The organism is uncultured Paracoccus sp. (genome assembly GCF_947487305.1).
Lineage (GTDB): Bacteria > Pseudomonadota > Alphaproteobacteria > Rhodobacterales > Rhodobacteraceae > Paracoccus.
Map to the genome: position 1 here is coordinate 130,121 of NZ_CANKWH010000011.1, position 16,517 is coordinate 146,637.

12 protein-coding genes are annotated in these 16,517 nt (G+C 66.3%); 4 read left to right on the top strand and 8 right to left on the bottom strand.

The annotated features are described in order from the left end of the window. Positions 1-3: 3 nt before the first annotated feature. The 6 genes from trkA to dusB all read right to left on the bottom strand — a co-directional run bounded on the left by trkA (position 4) and on the right by dusB (position 9,291). Positions 4-1,380: a Trk system potassium transporter TrkA gene (gene trkA, locus Q1A36_RS14300; RefSeq protein WP_299845374.1), complete on the bottom strand. Its 1,377-nt coding sequence runs from the start codon at positions 1,378-1,380 to the stop codon at positions 4-6. Positions 1,381-1,940: 560 nt separating this feature from the next. Further along, the gene (locus Q1A36_RS14305; protein ID WP_299845377.1) at positions 1,941-3,332 is read right to left on the bottom strand and encodes a sigma-54 dependent transcriptional regulator; all 1,392 of its coding nucleotides are present in this window, start codon (positions 3,330-3,332) and stop codon (positions 1,941-1,943) included. Continuing rightward, on the bottom strand, positions 3,329-5,506 hold the full coding sequence (locus Q1A36_RS14310; protein WP_299845421.1) for a PAS domain-containing sensor histidine kinase: 2,178 nt from the start codon (positions 5,504-5,506) through the stop codon (positions 3,329-3,331). Before Q1A36_RS14310 ends, Q1A36_RS14305 begins: the two co-directional genes overlap by 4 nt. A gap of 159 nt (positions 5,507-5,665) precedes the next feature. Then, positions 5,666-7,132: a response regulator gene (locus Q1A36_RS14315; protein ID WP_299845380.1), complete on the bottom strand. Its 1,467-nt coding sequence runs from the start codon at positions 7,130-7,132 to the stop codon at positions 5,666-5,668. Between the two features lie 21 nt (positions 7,133-7,153). Further along, positions 7,154-8,269 carry an ATP-binding protein gene (locus Q1A36_RS14320; RefSeq protein ID WP_299845383.1) on the bottom strand — a complete coding sequence of 372 codons (1,116 nt, stop codon included), beginning with the start codon at positions 8,267-8,269 and terminating at the stop codon, positions 7,154-7,156. Then, positions 8,266-9,291: a tRNA dihydrouridine synthase DusB gene (gene dusB, locus Q1A36_RS14325; protein ID WP_299845386.1), complete on the bottom strand. Its 1,026-nt coding sequence runs from the start codon at positions 9,289-9,291 to the stop codon at positions 8,266-8,268. The genes Q1A36_RS14320 and dusB overlap by 4 nt, the downstream gene beginning before the upstream one ends. A 228-nt stretch (positions 9,292-9,519) precedes the next feature. On the opposite strand from dusB, the gene Q1A36_RS14330 reads away from it, so the two are divergent. From Q1A36_RS14330 to Q1A36_RS14345, 4 genes are all read left to right on the top strand, one after another. Beyond that, on the top strand, positions 9,520-10,902 hold the full coding sequence (locus tag Q1A36_RS14330) for an L-serine ammonia-lyase (RefSeq protein WP_299845389.1): 1,383 nt from the start codon (positions 9,520-9,522) through the stop codon (positions 10,900-10,902). Positions 10,903-11,013: 111 nt separating this feature from the next. Continuing rightward, positions 11,014-11,565 carry a hypothetical protein gene (locus Q1A36_RS14335; protein ID WP_299845392.1) on the top strand — a complete coding sequence of 184 codons (552 nt, stop codon included), beginning with the start codon at positions 11,014-11,016 and terminating at the stop codon, positions 11,563-11,565. 109 nt (positions 11,566-11,674) lie between these two features. Continuing rightward, entirely contained in the window at positions 11,675-13,828 is a 2,154-nt protein-coding gene (locus Q1A36_RS14340; protein WP_299845395.1) for a YjbH domain-containing protein, read from the top strand. Continuing rightward, on the top strand, positions 13,825-14,481 hold the full coding sequence (locus Q1A36_RS14345; protein ID WP_299845399.1) for a YjbF family lipoprotein: 657 nt from the start codon (positions 13,825-13,827) through the stop codon (positions 14,479-14,481). The genes Q1A36_RS14340 and Q1A36_RS14345 overlap by 4 nt, the downstream gene beginning before the upstream one ends. A 147-nt stretch (positions 14,482-14,628) precedes the next feature. Here the strand turns inward: Q1A36_RS14345 and Q1A36_RS14350 are convergent, their stop codons facing one another. After that, positions 14,629-16,173: a carboxylesterase family protein gene (locus Q1A36_RS14350; RefSeq protein WP_299845402.1), complete on the bottom strand. Its 1,545-nt coding sequence runs from the start codon at positions 16,171-16,173 to the stop codon at positions 14,629-14,631. Next, a partial coding sequence (locus Q1A36_RS14355) for a hypothetical protein (protein WP_299845405.1) occupies positions 16,170-16,517 on the bottom strand: 348 nt, incomplete at its 5' end. The genes Q1A36_RS14355 and Q1A36_RS14350, both read right to left, overlap by 4 nt.

Genomic DNA, 16,517 nt, shown 5'->3' on the forward strand with positions numbered 1-16,517 from the left:
GCCTCAGAAGAAGTCGATCGAGACCTGAAGCAGGCGCTCGACCTCGGGAACATCGGCGGACAGGGCGAAGATCAGCACGATGTCGCCCTCTTCGATGCGCATGTCCGAGCTGGGCTTCAGGACCTTTTCACCCTTCTGCACCGCGCCGATCAGCACGCCTTCGGGAAACTCGATGTCGCGGATCGCCCGACCGGAAATCGGCGAGGTCGAGAGCACTTGCGCCTCGATCACCTCGGCCTCTGCATCACCGATGGAATAGATGTCGCGCACCCGGCCATGGCGGATATGGCGCAGGATGGTCGAGACGGTCGTGGCGCGCGGGTTGATATAGGCGTCGATGTCCAGTGCCGACATCAGCGGCACCAGCGTCGGGTCGTTGATCAGCGCGATGGCGAGCTTCGCCCCCGCCTGCTTGGCCCGGACCGAGGCGAGGATATTGGTCTTGTCGTCATCGGTGATCGCCAGCACCGCATCGGCGCGCGGCACCGCGGCCTCTTCCAGCAATTCGGCGGACAGCCCGTCGCCGTTCAGCACGATGGTCCGCTCGAGCGCGTCTGCCGCTGCCTCGGCCCGGTGCCGGTCGCGCTCGATCAGCTTGGCGCGGACGCGTTCGGGCCGCGCCTCAAGCGCGCGGGCCACGGCAAGGCCCACGTTGCCGGCGCCGATGATGACCACGCGCTCCTGCTTCTCGGTGGGCTTGCCGAAGATCTCCAGCGCCCGGTCGACATCCTCGGCATGGGCAAAGACATAGATCTGGTCATGGGCAAACAGCTGGTCGCCCGGCTCGGGCGCGAACAGCCGGCCATCGCGGCGCACACCGGCGACGATGGCGCGCAGGCTTGAGAAGATCTCGTTCAACTGCCGCAGGGGCGTGTTCAGCACCGGACTGTCCTCGTCCAGCGCGATACCCAAAAGGTGGACACGGTTGCCCATGAAGGTCTCGGCATCGAAGGTCGAGGGTGCCGACAGCCGCTGCATCGCCGCCTGCGCCACCTCGCGCTCGGGGCTGATGACCACGTCGATGGGCAGATGCTCGGTGCGGTAGAGATCGGAATAGATCGCATCCAGATAGGCGGCGCTGCGCAGCCGGGCGATCTTGCGCGGGATCTGGAACACCGAATGGGCTACCTGGCAAGTGACCATGTTCACCTCGTCCGAATGGGTCGCGGCGATGATCAGGTCGGCGTCGCGGGCACCTGCGCGGTCCAGCACGTCGGGATGGCTGGCGAAGCCGGTTACGCCCTGCACGTCCAGCGCATCGGTCGCCCGTCGCACCAGCTCGGCATTGTTGTCGATCACGGTCACGTCGTTGCGCTCGACCGAGAGATGCCGCGCGATCTGCCAGCCGACCTGCCCTGCCCCGCAGATGATGATCTTCATGCCGTTCCGTCCCGCTGGATCGTCAAAGCCCAAGCAATAGGCAAGATGGCGGCGGGGGGCAATCGCCCGCCCCCGTTCAGACCGATTTCGCCTTCAAAGCCGCCTGCCCCGCGGATCCTCTCGCAGCGGTTGTCCTTGCCCGGGCGGGGCCATTGGCGTAGACTAATAGAGCCTGAAAACCTGCAGCGGTTCGGTCGCGCTGCTAAGATGCTGGCCTTGGGATGATCCGGCCGGGGCAACCCGGTTCCAGCGCAGGCAGGGGCCGTCCAGTGACTGACCACGCGGTCGGAAGCGGGCAGGGATTTCGCAGCATTGATGCAACTCCCTGTGATCGGGCCAACCGTCAGGCGGAAGTGTAGCATTTGTTCTGCGCGGGCCGACATCGGTGTTTCGTCGTCTGTGCACCTTGGCGCCCATGGCATGGGCAAGGCGTTGTTTTCCCTCCGAACAGCACGTCCGGCGGTGCGAAGTCTGTTGCGGTCAGCCATTGGCAAACCCACTTCCAATGACCGACCGCAACATGGAATGGACAGCCTGCCCCGGGGACCGGGAATCACGGCTCACTTGCCCGCCATCATTTCGTCATCGATTCTGACGCCGCCGACGACCCCCAGGGATTTCAGCTTGCGATGCAGGGCGCTGCGCTCCATGCCGACGAATTGCGCGGTGCGGCTGATATTGCCGCCGAAGCGGTTGATCTGCGCCAGCAGGTATTCCCGCTCGAACAGTTCCCGCGCCTCGCGCAATGCCAGCGCGGTAATCTGCGGACCGAGGCTCAGCGCCTCGCCGTTTTCCGAGCTTGCCCCCTGCGGCTCGAGTTCCGCAGGTTGAATTGGGCCGCTATCCTCGGCCAGGATCAGCACCCGCTCGATCACGTTGCGCAACTGCCGGATATTGCCCGGCCAGCGCATGGATTGCAGCGCCGCCACCGTCTCGTCGGGCAGCGCCCGCGGCGTCAGACCCTGGTCGCGGTTGAACTCCTCGATGAAATGCTGCGCCAGCAGGGGGATGTCGTCGCGCCGCTCCGCCAGCGAGGGAACGACGACCGGCACCACGTTCAGCCGGTCGAACAATTCCTGACGGAAGCGGCCACCGGCGATCTCGACCGCCAGGTCGCGATTGGTCGAGCTGATCACCCTGAGATCGACCCGCACCTTGTCGGCCCCGCCGGCGCGGTTGAACTGCTGCTCGGTCAGCACCCGCAGGATCTTGGGCTGGGTGCCGACGGGCATGTCGGCGACCTCGTCGAAATAGATGACCCCACCATGAGCCTGTTCCAGCAGCCCCGGCTCGACCCCGCGTTCCGAGGTCTCTCGGCCGAACAGCACCTCTTCCATGCGTTCGGGTTCGATGGTGGCGCAGGACACCGTGATGAAGGGCGCACGCGCACGCGGACTGTTTGCATGGACATAGCGCGCCGCCAGTTCCTTGCCGGCCCCCGGCTCGCCGGTCAGCATGACCCGGCCATTCGATTTGGCGACCTTTTCCAGGTTGTCGCGCAGCCGCTTGAAGCTGGCCGAGATCCCCAGCATATCCGCCAGCTTCACATCGCCGCGCTTGAGGCTGCTGTTCTCGCGCCGCAGACGGCTGGTCTCCATCGCCCGGTTGATCACCACCATCAACTGGTCGATATTGAAGGGCTTCTCGATGAAGTCATAGGCGCCCTGCCGGATCGCCGCCACGGCGATCTCGATATTGCCGTGCCCCGAGATGATGATGACCGGCACCTCGGGATTGTTGCGCTTGACCTGCTTGAGAATGTCGATCCCGTCCATCCGGCTGTCCTTCAGCCAGATGTCGAGGATCATCAGCGAAGGCTCGGCCGCGTTCAACTCGGACATGGCCTCGTCCGAATTGGCTGCCACGCGCGTCTGGAACCCCTCGTCCTTCAGGATATCCGCGATCAGCTCGCGAATGTCGCGCTCGTCATCGACGATCAGAATGTCGCTCATGTCGTCCCCGTCTGCTCTTTTTCTGGTTTCTGCCGCCGAGCCATCAGCCGGACCGGCTGGCGTTCCCGCGGCAATCTGATTTCGGCCATGGCCCCTTCGTGGCCGGGCGCATCGGTCAAGGACAGGCTGCCGCCATGTTCCTCGATGATCTTCTTGACGATCGGCAGGCCCAGCCCGGTGCCTTGTGACTTCATCGTCACATAGGGCTCGAACAGGCGGGTGCGATCGGCGGGCAGGCCGGTGCCATTGTCGATGATGCGGATACTGACCGCATCGGGCTGGGCCTGCATCACCACCTCGATCCGCGGCACCCAGCCCTCGGGCGGGTTGACGGCCTTCTCGTCCACCGCCTCGCCGGCATTCTTCAGGAGGTTGGTGAAGGCCTGACTCAGCATCCCGGCATCGCAATCGACGATCACCGGCTGATCGGGGATCTGCGAGACCAGCGCCCCGCCAAGCGCATCCTGCTGGATCAGCGCCGCGTCGCGCAGCAGCCGCGCCAGATCGATCTCGGCCCGGTCAGGCTCGGGCATGCGGGCGAAGCGGCTGAATTCGTCGACAATGCGGCGCAGGTCGCCGGTCTGGCGGATGATGACGTCGACATATTGGTCAAGACTGGCGCGGTCCGCTTCGCCGGCCAACGGCATGAACTTGCGCCTGAGCCGTTCGGCCGACAGCTGGATCGGGGTCAGCGGGTTCTTGATCTCATGGGCCACGCGCCGGGCCACATCGCCCCATGCGGCCATGCGCTGCGCCGAGACCAGCTCGGTCACATCGTCAAAGGCCACCACATAGCCCTCGACCCCGCCATCGTTCGAGCGCCGGATCGCCATGCGCACCAGCAGGCTTTCCACCCGTCCCTCGCGGTTCAGCCGAACCTCGTCCTGCACCGCCTCGGCCACAGAGCCCGAAAGCCGGTCGAACAGCGGCGCAAATTCGGGCACCGCCTGAGACAGCAGCGCATCGATGTCGCGCGCCGGATCGAGACCCAGCAGCCGGGTGGCCGAGCGGTTCAGGAAATCGATCTCGCCGGCCGGATCCAGCCCGATCACCCCCGATGTGACCGAGGACAGCACGTTGTCGAACAGCCGCCGCTGCTCGTCGCCCACGCGATAGCTTTCGACAAGCTCCTCGCGCTGCGTCTTCAGCTGCCGGGTCATGCGGTTGAAACTTTCGCCAAGCGTCTGGATCTCGTCGCCGGTATCGGGCTCGGGCACCTGCACGTCCAGATCGCCGCGACCGACCTGCTCGCTGGCCAGTGCCAGTTGCCCGATGGGCCGCGACAACCGGCTGGCAAACCACAGGCCCAGCCAGATGGCGGCGGCCACCATCAGCAGGGCAAAGCCCAGATAAACCAGCGAGAACTCCAGCAGGACCCGCCCCCGGGTCTGTTCGAGTTGCTGGTAATCGCCGACGGTCTTGCGGGTCTCGTCCAGAAGCCCCAGCAGCGAGCCGTCCACGTCGCGGGTGACGTAGAGATAGCGGTCGGCCAGCGGCGGCAGCGCGACAAGGGCGCGGAACTCGTTGTTCTGCCAGTCCTCGATCAGCAGCAGCCCATCGGCGCTGACCTGATCGAACTGCTCCGCCGAGGGTGCCTCGTACCAGAAGAGATAGGATCGTTCGCCGCGCGCCCGGATCTGGCCAGAGCCATCGATGACATAGGCCTCGCGCAGCCCGCGCTGGATCAGCCCCTGCCCTTGGGCCAGCAATTCGCGCAGCATCCCGTCCTGGATCAGCGGATCATTGCGCGCAGCCTGGGTCAGCACCCCGGCCAGCGCCTGCGCATCCTCGCTGAGATCGTGGCGGTGTTCTTCCTGATAGGCGACGGCAGCGGCCTGCGAGGTCTTTACCACCTGCTGCACCCGATCCGAGAACCAGCCCTCGAGGCCGATATTGACCAGCAACCCGGCAAAGAGGGCGACCAGCACGGTCGGCACCAGCGCGATGATGGCAAAGACGCCGACCAGCCGCATGTGCAGCCGCGATCCGGCGGCCGAGGCGCGCCGCGCCGCCAGCATTCGCAGCAGTCGCATGGTGACAAGCCCGGCGAGCGCGATCAGGTAGACCACGTCGAGCAGCAAAACCAGCCGCAGCACCCATTGCGGTGTGCGCGCGCCGAAGGGCCCGAGGACGAGAATCGTCGCAACAGCCAGTGCAAGGCCCAGCCCCAGCATCGCGCCGCTGACCGCGCCTTCCAACCGCCAGCCATCGCCCAACCCGGCGAGCCTGTTCCGTATCGAGCCGCCTGCAGCTCCTGCCATCGCCACCTCAACGCCGTCTTCTGCGGCTGTTGTTGCAATGCCGTGACTCTGGCATTGCTTTCTGTGGCCCTTTTACATCAGTTTGCGCCGCCGTGTCACCTCGATATTCAGGTCGGTCAGCTTCTTGCGCAGGGTATTGCGGTTTATTCCCAGCAAATCGGCACAACGCAGCTGATTTCCGCCGGTCGCGTCCAGCGCAATTTCCAGCAGCGGCTTCTCGATTTCCCGCAGGATGCGGTCATAGAGGCCCGGCGGCGGCAGTTCCTCGCCATGCAGGTCGAAATAGCGTTGCAGATGCGCCTCGACCGAATCCGCCAGCCGGGCATCGGCGGCCGAGACCATCTGCGGCACCCGGCTGCCGCGATCCGGAATGCCGGGCGCAAGTCGGGGTTCGACCCGCGCCGAAAGCTCGGCCCCCGGCACCAGCGCCAGCGCCTCGCGCGTTTCGGCCTCGGTGATCTCGGACTGCGCGGCGGTCAGGGCCAGTCGGCGCATGGTGTTTTCCAACTCGCGCACATTGCCGGGGAAGGGATGCGAACGGATCAGCGCCGCCGCCCCGTCCGACAGGCTGCGGTCGGGCAGCCCCTGCGCCGCCGCGCGGGCCAGCAGATGCCGGGCCAGCGGCACGATATCCTCGATCCGCGCGCGCAGCGGCGGCACGTTCATTGTCACTCCGGCCAGCCGGTAATAGAGGTCCGCCCGCAGCCGCCCCGCCGCCAGATCGGCCTGCGGATCATGTCCCATGGTCGAGATCAGCCGCGGCGCCCGGCCCGGTTCGGGATCGGCCTCGAGGGTCTCGATCAGCCCGACCAGGCGCGCCTGCGCCGCCGGATCGAAGCCCGCCGGGTTCTCGATGATGACCGATCCCCCCACCGCCTGTGTCTCGATCCGGGCAAGCGCCGCATCCAGCGGATCAGCGGAACTCAGCACCACCAGCCCGCGATTCTTGCGGTCGGAAAGATCGTGGAAACTACGGGCGATCATTGACTTACCCACCCCCGCCTCGCCCGAGATGACCACCGGCAGATCGGCGTTCAGCACCCGGGCGACCATGCGGAACAGCGCCTGCATCGCCGGGGCATGGCCGATCAGCGGCATGGCCGGATCGGCGCTCGCCGCCCCGCCCTCGGGCGAAACGGTCTCGCCCGCGACCGTCGGCTCGCTGGGGCGGCGCGGGCGGCGCGACAGGGCCTGACCGGCCTTGCCCATCAGGTCGGGCAGGTCAAAGGGCTTGGGCAGATATTCGAAGGCATCGGCCTCGGTCGCGCGAATGGCGGTGACGATGGTGTTCTGAGCCGAGATCACGATGACCGGCAGGTCGGGCCGGGCCTTGCGGATTGCCGGGATGCGGTCGATGCCATTGCCGTCTGGCATCATCACATCGGTGATGACCAGATCCCCCCGCCCCTCGTCCACCCATTTGGTCAGCTGCGCCAGCGAGCCGGTCGCATGCACCCGGCAGCCCGCCCGGGTCAGCGCCTGGGTCAGGACGGTGCGGATGGTGCGGTCGTCATCGGCGATCAGAACGGTGCCATCCATGGTTTCGGTCCTTGTGACTGTCTAGGCTTTGGGCAATGAAATGCGGAAAATCGTGCGGCCGGGGCGGCTGTCCACCTGCACCCAGGCGCCGTGGTCGGTGATGATCTTCGAGACCAGCGCCAGCCCCAGCCCGGTGCCATTCTCGCGTCCTGAAACGAAGGGCTCGAAGATCTGTCCGGCAATGGCCTCGGGCAGGCCCGGCCCGTCATCCTCGATCTCGATCTGCAGCGGCAGCGCCCGGCCACCCGGCTCGGCCTCGGAGGGCGGCAGGCGCATGGCGTGGTCGTAATGGGTGCGCAGGCGGATGGTGCCGCCGCGCCGCGACAGCGCCTCGGCGGCGTTCTTGACGAGGTTGAGGCAGACCTGCATCAACTGGTCGGGATCGGCCAAGGCGGAAGGCAGCGAGGGGTCGTAATCGGTCAGGATCCGCAGCCCCTTGGCAAAGCCAACCTTGGCCGAACGGCGAACTTGTTCCAGCACGTCATGGACATTGACCGGCCCCAGTTTCGGCCCGGTGGTGTCGCCAAAGCGTTCCACCTGATCCAGCAGCGCGACGATGCGTCGGGATTCGCTGACGATCATCTCGGCCATCTCGCGGTCCTCGGGCGAGGCGTTCATCGCCATCAGCTGCGCCGCACCGCGAATGCCCGCCAGCGGGTTCTTGATCTCATGGGCCAGCATCTCGGCCATGCCGATGGCACTGCGCGCGGCGGTCCGCACGGCGCGGTGCTGGCCATTGCGGTCATCCATATCGCTTGGAACGATCAAGAGCGACACCCCGTCCGGCACATCCGGTGCCGGGCCGGCATGGAGGGTGGCATAACGCGCCTCGTGCCGCCCTGCGCGGTCGCCGATCTGGAAGCAGACATGGGGCTGGAACAGCGCCTCGTCACCACGCACCACCCGCAGGGCCATGGGCGCGATCGACGGGTCGATGCGCAGCCGTCCGGCCATCTCCTCACCCTCCAGCGCCTTGCCGAGGGTCGAGCGGCGGGACAGGTTCAGCCAGATCTCGGCCGCGTCGTTCAGCGCCGCCACCCGCCCCCTGGCATCCAGCACCAGCGCCGGCAGCGGCAGGCCCAACCAGCCGCTGCCCGGGTCCGAGGCGGTGAAATCAGGGGGCGGCACGCAGGTCATGCGGCACGCCCCACGGGACCGTTCTGCGGATCACCCGGGGCATCGGCAAAGCAGCTGCGGATCAGCGCCAGCGTCGCTGCCGGGCTGTCGGCGCGCATCATCAGGTCGCGTCCGGGGGCGCCGTTCGCCTCGGCATACCAGCCCAGGTGCTTGCGGGCGACGCGCAGGCCCAGTTCTTCGCCATAGAGCGACAGGATGTCTTCGTAGTGATCGGCCACGGCCTCGGCCAGCGCCGCGCCCTGCGGCACCTCGGGCGCGGGCGTGCCCCACAGCTCATGCGCGATCTGCGCCAGCCGCCAGGGCGCGCCCTGCGCGCCGCGCCCGACCATCACCGCATCGGCGCCCGACCGCGCCAGCGCGGCACGGGCCGAGGCGGCGTCGACCACATCACCATTGGCCACCAGCGGCGGTCGCCCGGGCAGGTTCGCCACCGCCCGGATGGCGTCCCAATCGGCGCTGCCCTTGTAGAATTGCGCCCGCGTCCGGCCATGCACGGTCAGCATCTGCACGCCTGCATCGCTGGCCCGCCGCGCGAGTTCCGGCGCGTTCAGGCAATCGGCGTCCCAGCCAAGCCGCATCTTCAGCGTCACCGGCAGATTGACCGCGCCGACCACCGCGTCGATCAGCCCCAGCGCGTGGTCAAGGTTGCGCATCAGCGCCGCGCCGGACAGCCCGCCCGTCACCTTCTTGGCCGGGCAGCCCATGTTGATGTCGATAATCCGCGCGCCCATGCCGGCAACGATCCGCGCCGTCTCGGCCATGGCCCCGGCCTCTCGCCCGGCGATCTGCACGCTGACCGGCAGTGCGCCCTCGGTCAGCGCCTTGGCCCGCACCGCCGCGCGGGTCGAGGGGCGCGGCGTCACCATCTCGGTCGAGGCCACCATCTCGCTGACCAGAAGCCCCGCACCATGGCGCGCCACCTGCCGCCGGAACGGCAGGTCGGTGATGCCGGCCATCGGCGCAAGAAAGACCGGCGGGCCAAGCCGCTGGTCGCCGACAAGGATGGGGTCAGGCTGGGTCATGTCTCTCATTCACTCTGGGGGCGGCACCGCTGCAAGGCGAGCGGGCCGCGCGTCCCTGCGACGTGATCGCCGGGACAGGTCAATGTTCAAATATGCGGCATCATGCCCATATTATAGGCAATACCTGCAAGGGTCGAGTCGCTGCCGCCCGGCTCCGTGGTCGTTTTCCGGCTGGCAGAGACGGCGCTCGCGCCGCATACACTGGGCAGGTGGTGAAGGAGAAGCGTGATGTTCCTGTCAGTGTTCGATCTGTTCAAGATCGGTGTCGGCCCGTCCTCGTCCCATACGATGGGGCCGATGGTGGCCGGATCGCGCTTCCTGCAATCTCTGCGCGAGCAGCCCTTCCGCGCCCATGGGCTGAAGGCCAGCCTGCACGGCAGCCTCGCCTTTACCGGCAAGGGCCATGCCACCGACCGCGCCACCATCCTGGGACTGGCGGGCTTCGTGCCCGAAACCATCGAGGCCGAGGCGGCCGAGGCGGCGCTGGCCCGCAACCGCGAAACCCGCGTGCTGACGCCCGAAGGTCTGCCGGAACTGGCGTTCGACCCCGAGGTCGACCTGCGCTTCGACTATGACCACGCCCTGCCCGGCCATGCCAATGGCATGACGCTGTCGGCCATCGATGCACAGGGTGACGTGATCTATCACCAGGTCTATTACTCGGTCGGCGGCGGCTTCGTGCTGACCGAGGAGGAATTGGCAAGGAAGGGCGACGAGGGGCGGAGCGATGCCGTCTCCAGGGTGCCCTATCCCTTTGCCAGCGCCGCCGAGATGCTGGAGATGGCGAAGGCCTCGGGCAAGTCCATCGCCGCGATGAAGCGCGAGAACGAGCGGGTCTATCGTAGCGACGCAAAGACCGACGAGGGATTGCGGCGGATCTGGCAGGTGATGCGCGACTGCATGGACCGGGGGCTGTCCACCGGCGGGCATCTGCCCGGCGGGCTGAACGTGCGCCGCCGCGCCAAGGGCGTGCACGAAAAGCTGATGGCCGAGCGCGGCATGAACCTGACCGCGCCGCATGTCATCAACGACTGGATGTCGACCTATGCCATGGCGGTGAACGAGGAAAACGCCGCCGGCGGTCAGGTCGTCACCTCGCCCACCAATGGCGCGGCGGGGGTTCTTCCGGCCGTCATCCGTTACTGGCTCGACCACGTCCCAGGCGCCAGCGAGCGCGACCTGCCCGATTTCCTGCTGACGGCGGCGGCGGTCGGCGGGCTGATCAAGCACAATGCCTCGATCTCGGGCGCCGAATGCGGCTGTCAGGCCGAGGTGGGCAGCGCGTCCGCAATGGCGGCGGCCGGGCTGGCCGCAGTGCTGGGCGGCACGCCCGAGCAGGTCGAGAACGCAGCCGAGATCGCACTGGAGCATCACTTGGGCATGACCTGCGATCCGGTGCGCGGGCTGGTGCAGGTGCCCTGCATCGAGCGGAACGGGCTGGGCGCGATCAAGGCAGTCTCGGCGGCCAGCCTCGCCCTTCGGGGTGATGGCGAGCATATCGTGCCCTTGGACGCCGCCATCGAGACCATGCGCCAGACCGGCCGCGACATGAGCGAGAAGTACAAGGAAACCTCGCTTGGCGGGCTGGCGGTGAACGTCCCCAACTGCTGATCCGCGCGGCTTGGGCGGCGCTTCGCCCGCGCGGACGCTGCGGCCTTGCCCCGGCAGGCGGCATTTTGCTATCGCTGGCCGGACAGTGATCCCAGCCCGAAGGCAAATACCATGAAACTGCGCCTCGCCGCCCTTGCGGTTCTGCCCCTTGCTCTGACCGCCTGCGAAGATGGGGCCATGACCGACCTCCAGACCAGCCTCGGCATGAAGCCCGAAGTGGCGGAGCAGCCTGCCACTCCCTCGGGCCCGCCCGCCGTCTCGCCACTGGACCAGGCGATCGAGGTCGCAGGCGGCGAACAGGTGGCCTCGGCGACCGCCAATGCCGAGACGCTGAACACCGTGGCCTTCATCGCGCGCGGCAACGAACCCTTCTGGACGGTCGAGGCCTCGGGCGAACGGGCGGTCTACAAGACCCCGGAAAACCAGAAGGGCCGGACCGTCACCGTGCGCCGCCTGACCTTCGCGCAGGGCGTCGAATTCGTCGGCACACTGGATGGCAGCGCCTTCGCGCTGACCGTGCGTGGCGCCGATTGCGTCGATGACATGTCGGGCGAGAAATTCCCGATGTCGGCGACCTTGAAGATCGGCGGCCGCACGAACAATGGCTGCGCCGCCCCGGCAGCAGCCGCAGCGGCCGATACAACTGCCGCGCCGCAGGGCTGAGGGCTGTTGCCCATAGGTCGCGGGCTTTTGCCGAAGTGAAGCTGCGGGGTGTCCGACGCCCCGCGCGCCCGCTAATGTGGGCGAGATACCGACAGGAGATCCCATCCTCATGCGCCATTCGCGTCTGTTCCGCCAGCTGCTGGCGACCACCTTGCCTGTCGCCCTGCTGGTGGCATCCGGCAGCCAGACGGCCCTGGCAGAGCCGATGATCGGCTGGGGAATGAACTCTTACGGCCTCCCGGGTGGGATTGACACGCCGACCGCCGAGATGTTGCCGGATGGTACCCTTGGCGCGACCGTCGGCTATTCCGACTATTCACGCCGCAACACACTGGTGTTCCAGGCCTTGCCACGCCTGACTGCGGCACTGCGCTATTCGCGGATCGACAACTACCAGATCGACGAGCGCGACTATCTGTGGGACCGCTCGTTCGATATCCGCTTTCAGGCGCTGGACGAGGACCCGGACGGCTGGCGTCCGGCTGTCGCCGTCGGCTTGCAGGATTTCATGGGCACCGGTGTCTACTCGGCCGAATATCTTGTCGCCAGCAAGACCATCACCCCGACGCTACGGGTCAGCGCCGGTGTGGGTTGGGGCCGCCTGGGTGGCGAGTTCCGCCCGCCCTCGGATGTGGGACAGGGCGGCAAGCCCAATTACAAGGACTGGTTCACCGGCCCGGCCAGTCCCTTCGCCTCGATCACCTGGCAGGCAACGGACAAGCTGCGGCTGGTCGCGGAATATTCCGAGGATCCTTATGCCCTCGAGGAGAGCGCAACCGGTGAAGAGGCGCCCGACAGCAAGATCAACCTCGGCCTGAACTATCGCATCGGCGACAATTACGAACTTGGCGCCTATACGATCGGCGGCAAAAAATTTGGCGCTCAGTTCACCGTGGCGCTGAACGCGCATCAGTCGCCCTTCCCGTCGGGCCTTGAGAAGGCCCCTGCCCCGGTCCGCCCGCGCCCCGCGCCGAGTGCCGATCCCGAAGGCTGGTCCGGTGTCTGGGCTAATGATCCGACCGCCCATCCGGCGCTTCAGACCTCGCTGGGGGATGCGCTCGCCAAAGAGGGGCAGGTTCTGGAATCTATGGCAATCTCGGCCAACCGGGCCGAGGTTCGCATCAACAACACCCGCTATCTTCAGCAGGCTGAGGCGATCGGTCGCAGCGCGCGCCTGATGACCCGGGCGCTGCCGCCCTCGGTCGAGACATTCGTCATCACCTCGGTCGAGGAAGGCGTTCCGACCAGTTCGGTGACGCTGCGCCGCTCGGATGTCGAGCGGCTGGAGAACACCGAGGTCAGCCAGATCGCCAATGCTGCGGCGCTGACCGATGCCGATCCGCGCCCCGGTAATCTGGTCATGACCCCCGGCCTCTATCCTCGGTTCCAGTGGGGTCTGCGTCCCTATCTGACCACCTCGATCTTCGACGCCGACGACCCTTTCCGCTATGAAGTCGGCGCGCGGCTCAGCGGCAGCTATGAACTTGTGCCGGGCTTGGTCCTGTCGGGCGCAGTGCAGCAGCGCGCGTTTGGCACGATCAAGCAGGAAGGCCCGGCCGACCTGACGCCCGAGGAATACCTCGCCCAAGGCACGGACATGAACGATTTCGGCGTGCCGCGCGTGCGCTCGGACACCCGCATGTATTCCAACAGCGACGGACCGGTCGTTCCCGAACTGACGCTGGCCTGGTACGCCAAGCCCACAGATACGGTCTATACCCGAGTCACCGCCGGCCTGCTCGAGCGTGCCTATGGCGGTGTCTCGGCCGAAGCCCTGTGGAAGCCGGTCAATTCCCCGCTGGCGCTGGGGGCCGAGATCAACCGCGTGCGCAAGCGCGACTTCGAGGATGCCTTCAGCTTCCGTGACTACGAAGTCACCACCGGCCATGTCTCGGCCTATTACGAATTCGGCGGTGGTTTCACCGGCCAGCTTGATATCGGCCGCTATCTGGCCGGCGATGACGGCGCGACGGTCACGCTGACACGCGAATTCGCGAATGGCTGGCGCGTCGGTGCCTACGCGACCAAGACGAACATGAGCGAGGAATCCTTCGAAGAGGGGTCGTTCGACAAGGGTATCACCATCTCGATCCCGTTCAGCTGGGCCACCGGCCAGCCAAGCCGCCAGGAAGCAGGCAGTACCCTGCGTTCGCTGTCGCGTGACGGCGGTTCGCGGCTAGAGGTGAATGGCCGGCTTTACGACACCGTGCGCGACAGTCACTCGGGCAAGCTCTACCAAGGTTGGGGGAAATTCTGGCGATGACCGGCACGATGATGAAAGGCGCCCTTGCAATCGCATTGCTCGGGCTTGCTGCCTGCGGCAACCAGTCGGCAGATGAAAGCGCATCGCCGCTTGGCGTGGCCGCTCAGGTCGCCCGTGACGCCCTGGCCGAACGCCGGGCTGCCAGCCAGCCGCAGGCCCCGGCGCGCACGCCCGAGCAGATGGCCGCCGAGGCTCTGCGGGTAAACCCAGCACCATTGATCCTGGCCGGACTGGAAGCCGCCGGTCGGACGCAGGTGATGGCGATGACCGGCCAGAACGGTGCCATGCGCACCTACATGACCCCGAATGAGCAGGCGCTGATTCTGCGTAATGGGATGCTGCTCGGCACGCGCGGGCTGGGCAATGACATGTCAGTGACCGAACCCGCGACCGAAGCGCTGATTCGCAATCAGCGCTCGGGCACGGCGCAGCGCGTGATCCGCTACTATGCCGGTGACGGGCTGGAACGGCCGATGACCTTCAACTGCACGGTCGGCGCAGGCCCCAACCCGGGCGTGATGGTCGAGAATTGCGAGGGGCTTGGCCTCAGCTTCCAGAACAGCTTCATGGTGCAAGGCGGCCAGATCCCGGTCTCGCGGCAATGGGCGGGGCCCGGGCTGGGCTATATCACCATCCAGACACTGCGCCCCTAGAACCGCGCTCCCGAGAGGAGACAGAAAAACCCGCCGGGCCGCCCTGACGCATTCCGGAATTTGGGACATGGCCCAGCCCCGAACATATTTTGTCGGGGCTGAGCTCTTTCAATCATTTTGACGGCTGTTTCAGTCGCGGTCGCACGTTCATTCGAGCTGCGCGTCCCAAAAGGCACAATTGTGGACACTGGCGAAGTCGGTGCGAAGGGCGGGGGCGGTCAGGTCGATGTTCCGCACAAGTGTCCGCTGATCCGAGATGGCGGGCCATTCAGGCTGGCCGTCGATGACAGGCGAGCCGGTACGGGCAAAGGCCGCCCAGGCAGCCATCATCTGCTGCGACAGACGCATCTGGTCCGAGCTGAGTTCGGCAGGTCCGCCAAAAAAGGTCGGCGTCTGAAAGATGAACTGAATCTCCTTGGCGTGATGGGCTCCGAGGCTTGGCAGCAAAGCTGTATCGCTCCCTTTGGCGCCAGACCTTTCACTGAACTCGTAGGCATAGACTGCCGTGTGCGCAGCCATGGCCTTGCTGGCGCTCAAGGCCGGGCAGGCGAACATGAAATCGGTCATATAGTCGGCATAGGCCAAGGGGATGGAGGGATAGCTCGATACAGGATAGGCGTCCAACACGGCCTCGGCCGCATCGCCGAACTGAACGCGCAGATTCGCCTCATAGTTCTGGGCCGACTGCATGGCCGGAAGGGCCACTTCGGCAAAGAGGCGCCCCTCGTCCAGGTTCGAGCCGTTGATGACCGGCACCCGATTGAAGTCCCCGTCAGCGAATGCGCGGAGGTCGCGCGGCAGGGTTTCGGTGCCATTCACGATGCTCCAGGGAGTTGAGCCTGCTGCGACATCGCCCGGCACGATCGTGGCAGCGGTCGTCGCGGGCAAGGCCCGCAAACAAGCCATTGCGTTTTCGCCCTCGCATCCGGCAGCCTCCGCATAGGCCATGCCGGTTTGCTCGGCGACATCACGCGGGCGCCCAAAGCACGGGCCTGACTGGATGATGGCAGCAGAAAATAGTCCCGCCGCGTCCGGCGAACGAAGGTGCCCACAGATACTGACACCACCCGCGGACTCGCCGAAAAGCGTCACCCTTGCAGGATCGCCACCGAAGGCCTGAATATTTCGTGCCACCCATTCCAGTGCCATCTGCTGATCTTGCAGGCCGAAATTGCCGCCGCCCTCCCCGAGTTCCGGATGGGCGAGAAAACCAAGCGCACCCAGCCGGTAGTTCAGGGTCACGACAATGACATCCTGCGTCTCCGCGAGAATATGGGCATCATAGTCGCTGCCAGCGCCGGTCACGAATCCGCCTCCCGGGATCCAGACCATGACGGGGAGGTCATTGCCTTCGGCAGGACCATAGACGTTGAGAAACAGGCAATCCTCGCTGCCCGTCATTGGGGTGGAGGCCGTCGGAGCAAAGTTCCATCCATCCTGGGGCTGGACACAACGCGCGCCGAAGGCCTGCGCCTTCACCTCACCTGCAGGAGCCACCTGTTGCGGCGCGCGCCAGCGCAGATCGCCAACCGGTGCCTCGGCATAGCGGATCCCCAGGAACTGTCTGCCGCTGCCCGAAGCAATACCTGTATAGGTTCCATCGGCTGCGTCGATCGGCTGGCTGGCCTCGAACGCAGCGAGTTGCGCCGGCAGGAGGCACAACAGCGCCATCAGCCTCATCATCCTGATCATGGCCTGGCCTCCGTTTCGCGGCTGAGGCGCGCGACCTCTTGCCAGTTGGCGACCACCGCAACCCAGGTGGGCGGAAGGTCTTCGGGAAACCCGCCAATGCGTGCAGGCCGTTTCGCCTGGTCGAGCAGCGCTCGTGCCGCCTGCCTGGTGACCGGTGCCCCAGCCGTGGTCACATAGTAGGCCTTGGCATCATTCGAGAGCGGATCCATGCCGCCTGGCATGGCTGGCGCATAGGGCCAGACATAGATCGGCGCACCCGGCTCCATCGAGATATGCTCGAAAGTTGGTGACGCTTGATCAGGCGGCAGCTTGAATGTGGCGGACGCCGTCGCGGAACTCAACCC

Excerpts from the sequence above, each read along its gene's own strand:
- Q1A36_RS14315 (WP_299845380.1), bottom strand. The coding sequence starts at position 7,132 with ATGGATGGCACCGTTCTGATCGCCGATGACGACCGCACCATCCGCACC.
- Q1A36_RS14340 (WP_299845395.1), top strand. The coding sequence starts at position 11,675 with ATGCGCCATTCGCGTCTGTTCCGCCAGCTGCTGGCGACCACCTTGCCT.
- trkA (WP_299845374.1), bottom strand. The coding sequence starts at position 1,380 with ATGAAGATCATCATCTGCGGGGCAGGGCAGGTCGGCTGGCAGATCGCG.
- Q1A36_RS14345 (WP_299845399.1), top strand. The coding sequence starts at position 13,825 with ATGACCGGCACGATGATGAAAGGCGCCCTTGCAATCGCATTGCTCGGG.
- dusB (WP_299845386.1), bottom strand. The coding sequence starts at position 9,291 with ATGACCCAGCCTGACCCCATCCTTGTCGGCGACCAGCGGCTTGGCCCG.
- Q1A36_RS14320 (WP_299845383.1), bottom strand. The coding sequence starts at position 8,269 with ATGACCTGCGTGCCGCCCCCTGATTTCACCGCCTCGGACCCGGGCAGC.
- Q1A36_RS14305 (WP_299845377.1), bottom strand. The coding sequence starts at position 3,332 with ATGAGCGACATTCTGATCGTCGATGACGAGCGCGACATTCGCGAGCTG.
- Q1A36_RS14330 (WP_299845389.1), top strand. The coding sequence starts at position 9,520 with ATGTTCCTGTCAGTGTTCGATCTGTTCAAGATCGGTGTCGGCCCGTCC.
- Q1A36_RS14335 (WP_299845392.1), top strand. The coding sequence starts at position 11,014 with ATGAAACTGCGCCTCGCCGCCCTTGCGGTTCTGCCCCTTGCTCTGACC.
- Q1A36_RS14310 (WP_299845421.1), bottom strand. The coding sequence starts at position 5,506 with ATGCTGGGGCTGGGCCTTGCACTGGCTGTTGCGACGATTCTCGTCCTC.
- Q1A36_RS14350 (WP_299845402.1), bottom strand. The coding sequence starts at position 16,173 with ATGATCAGGATGATGAGGCTGATGGCGCTGTTGTGCCTCCTGCCGGCG.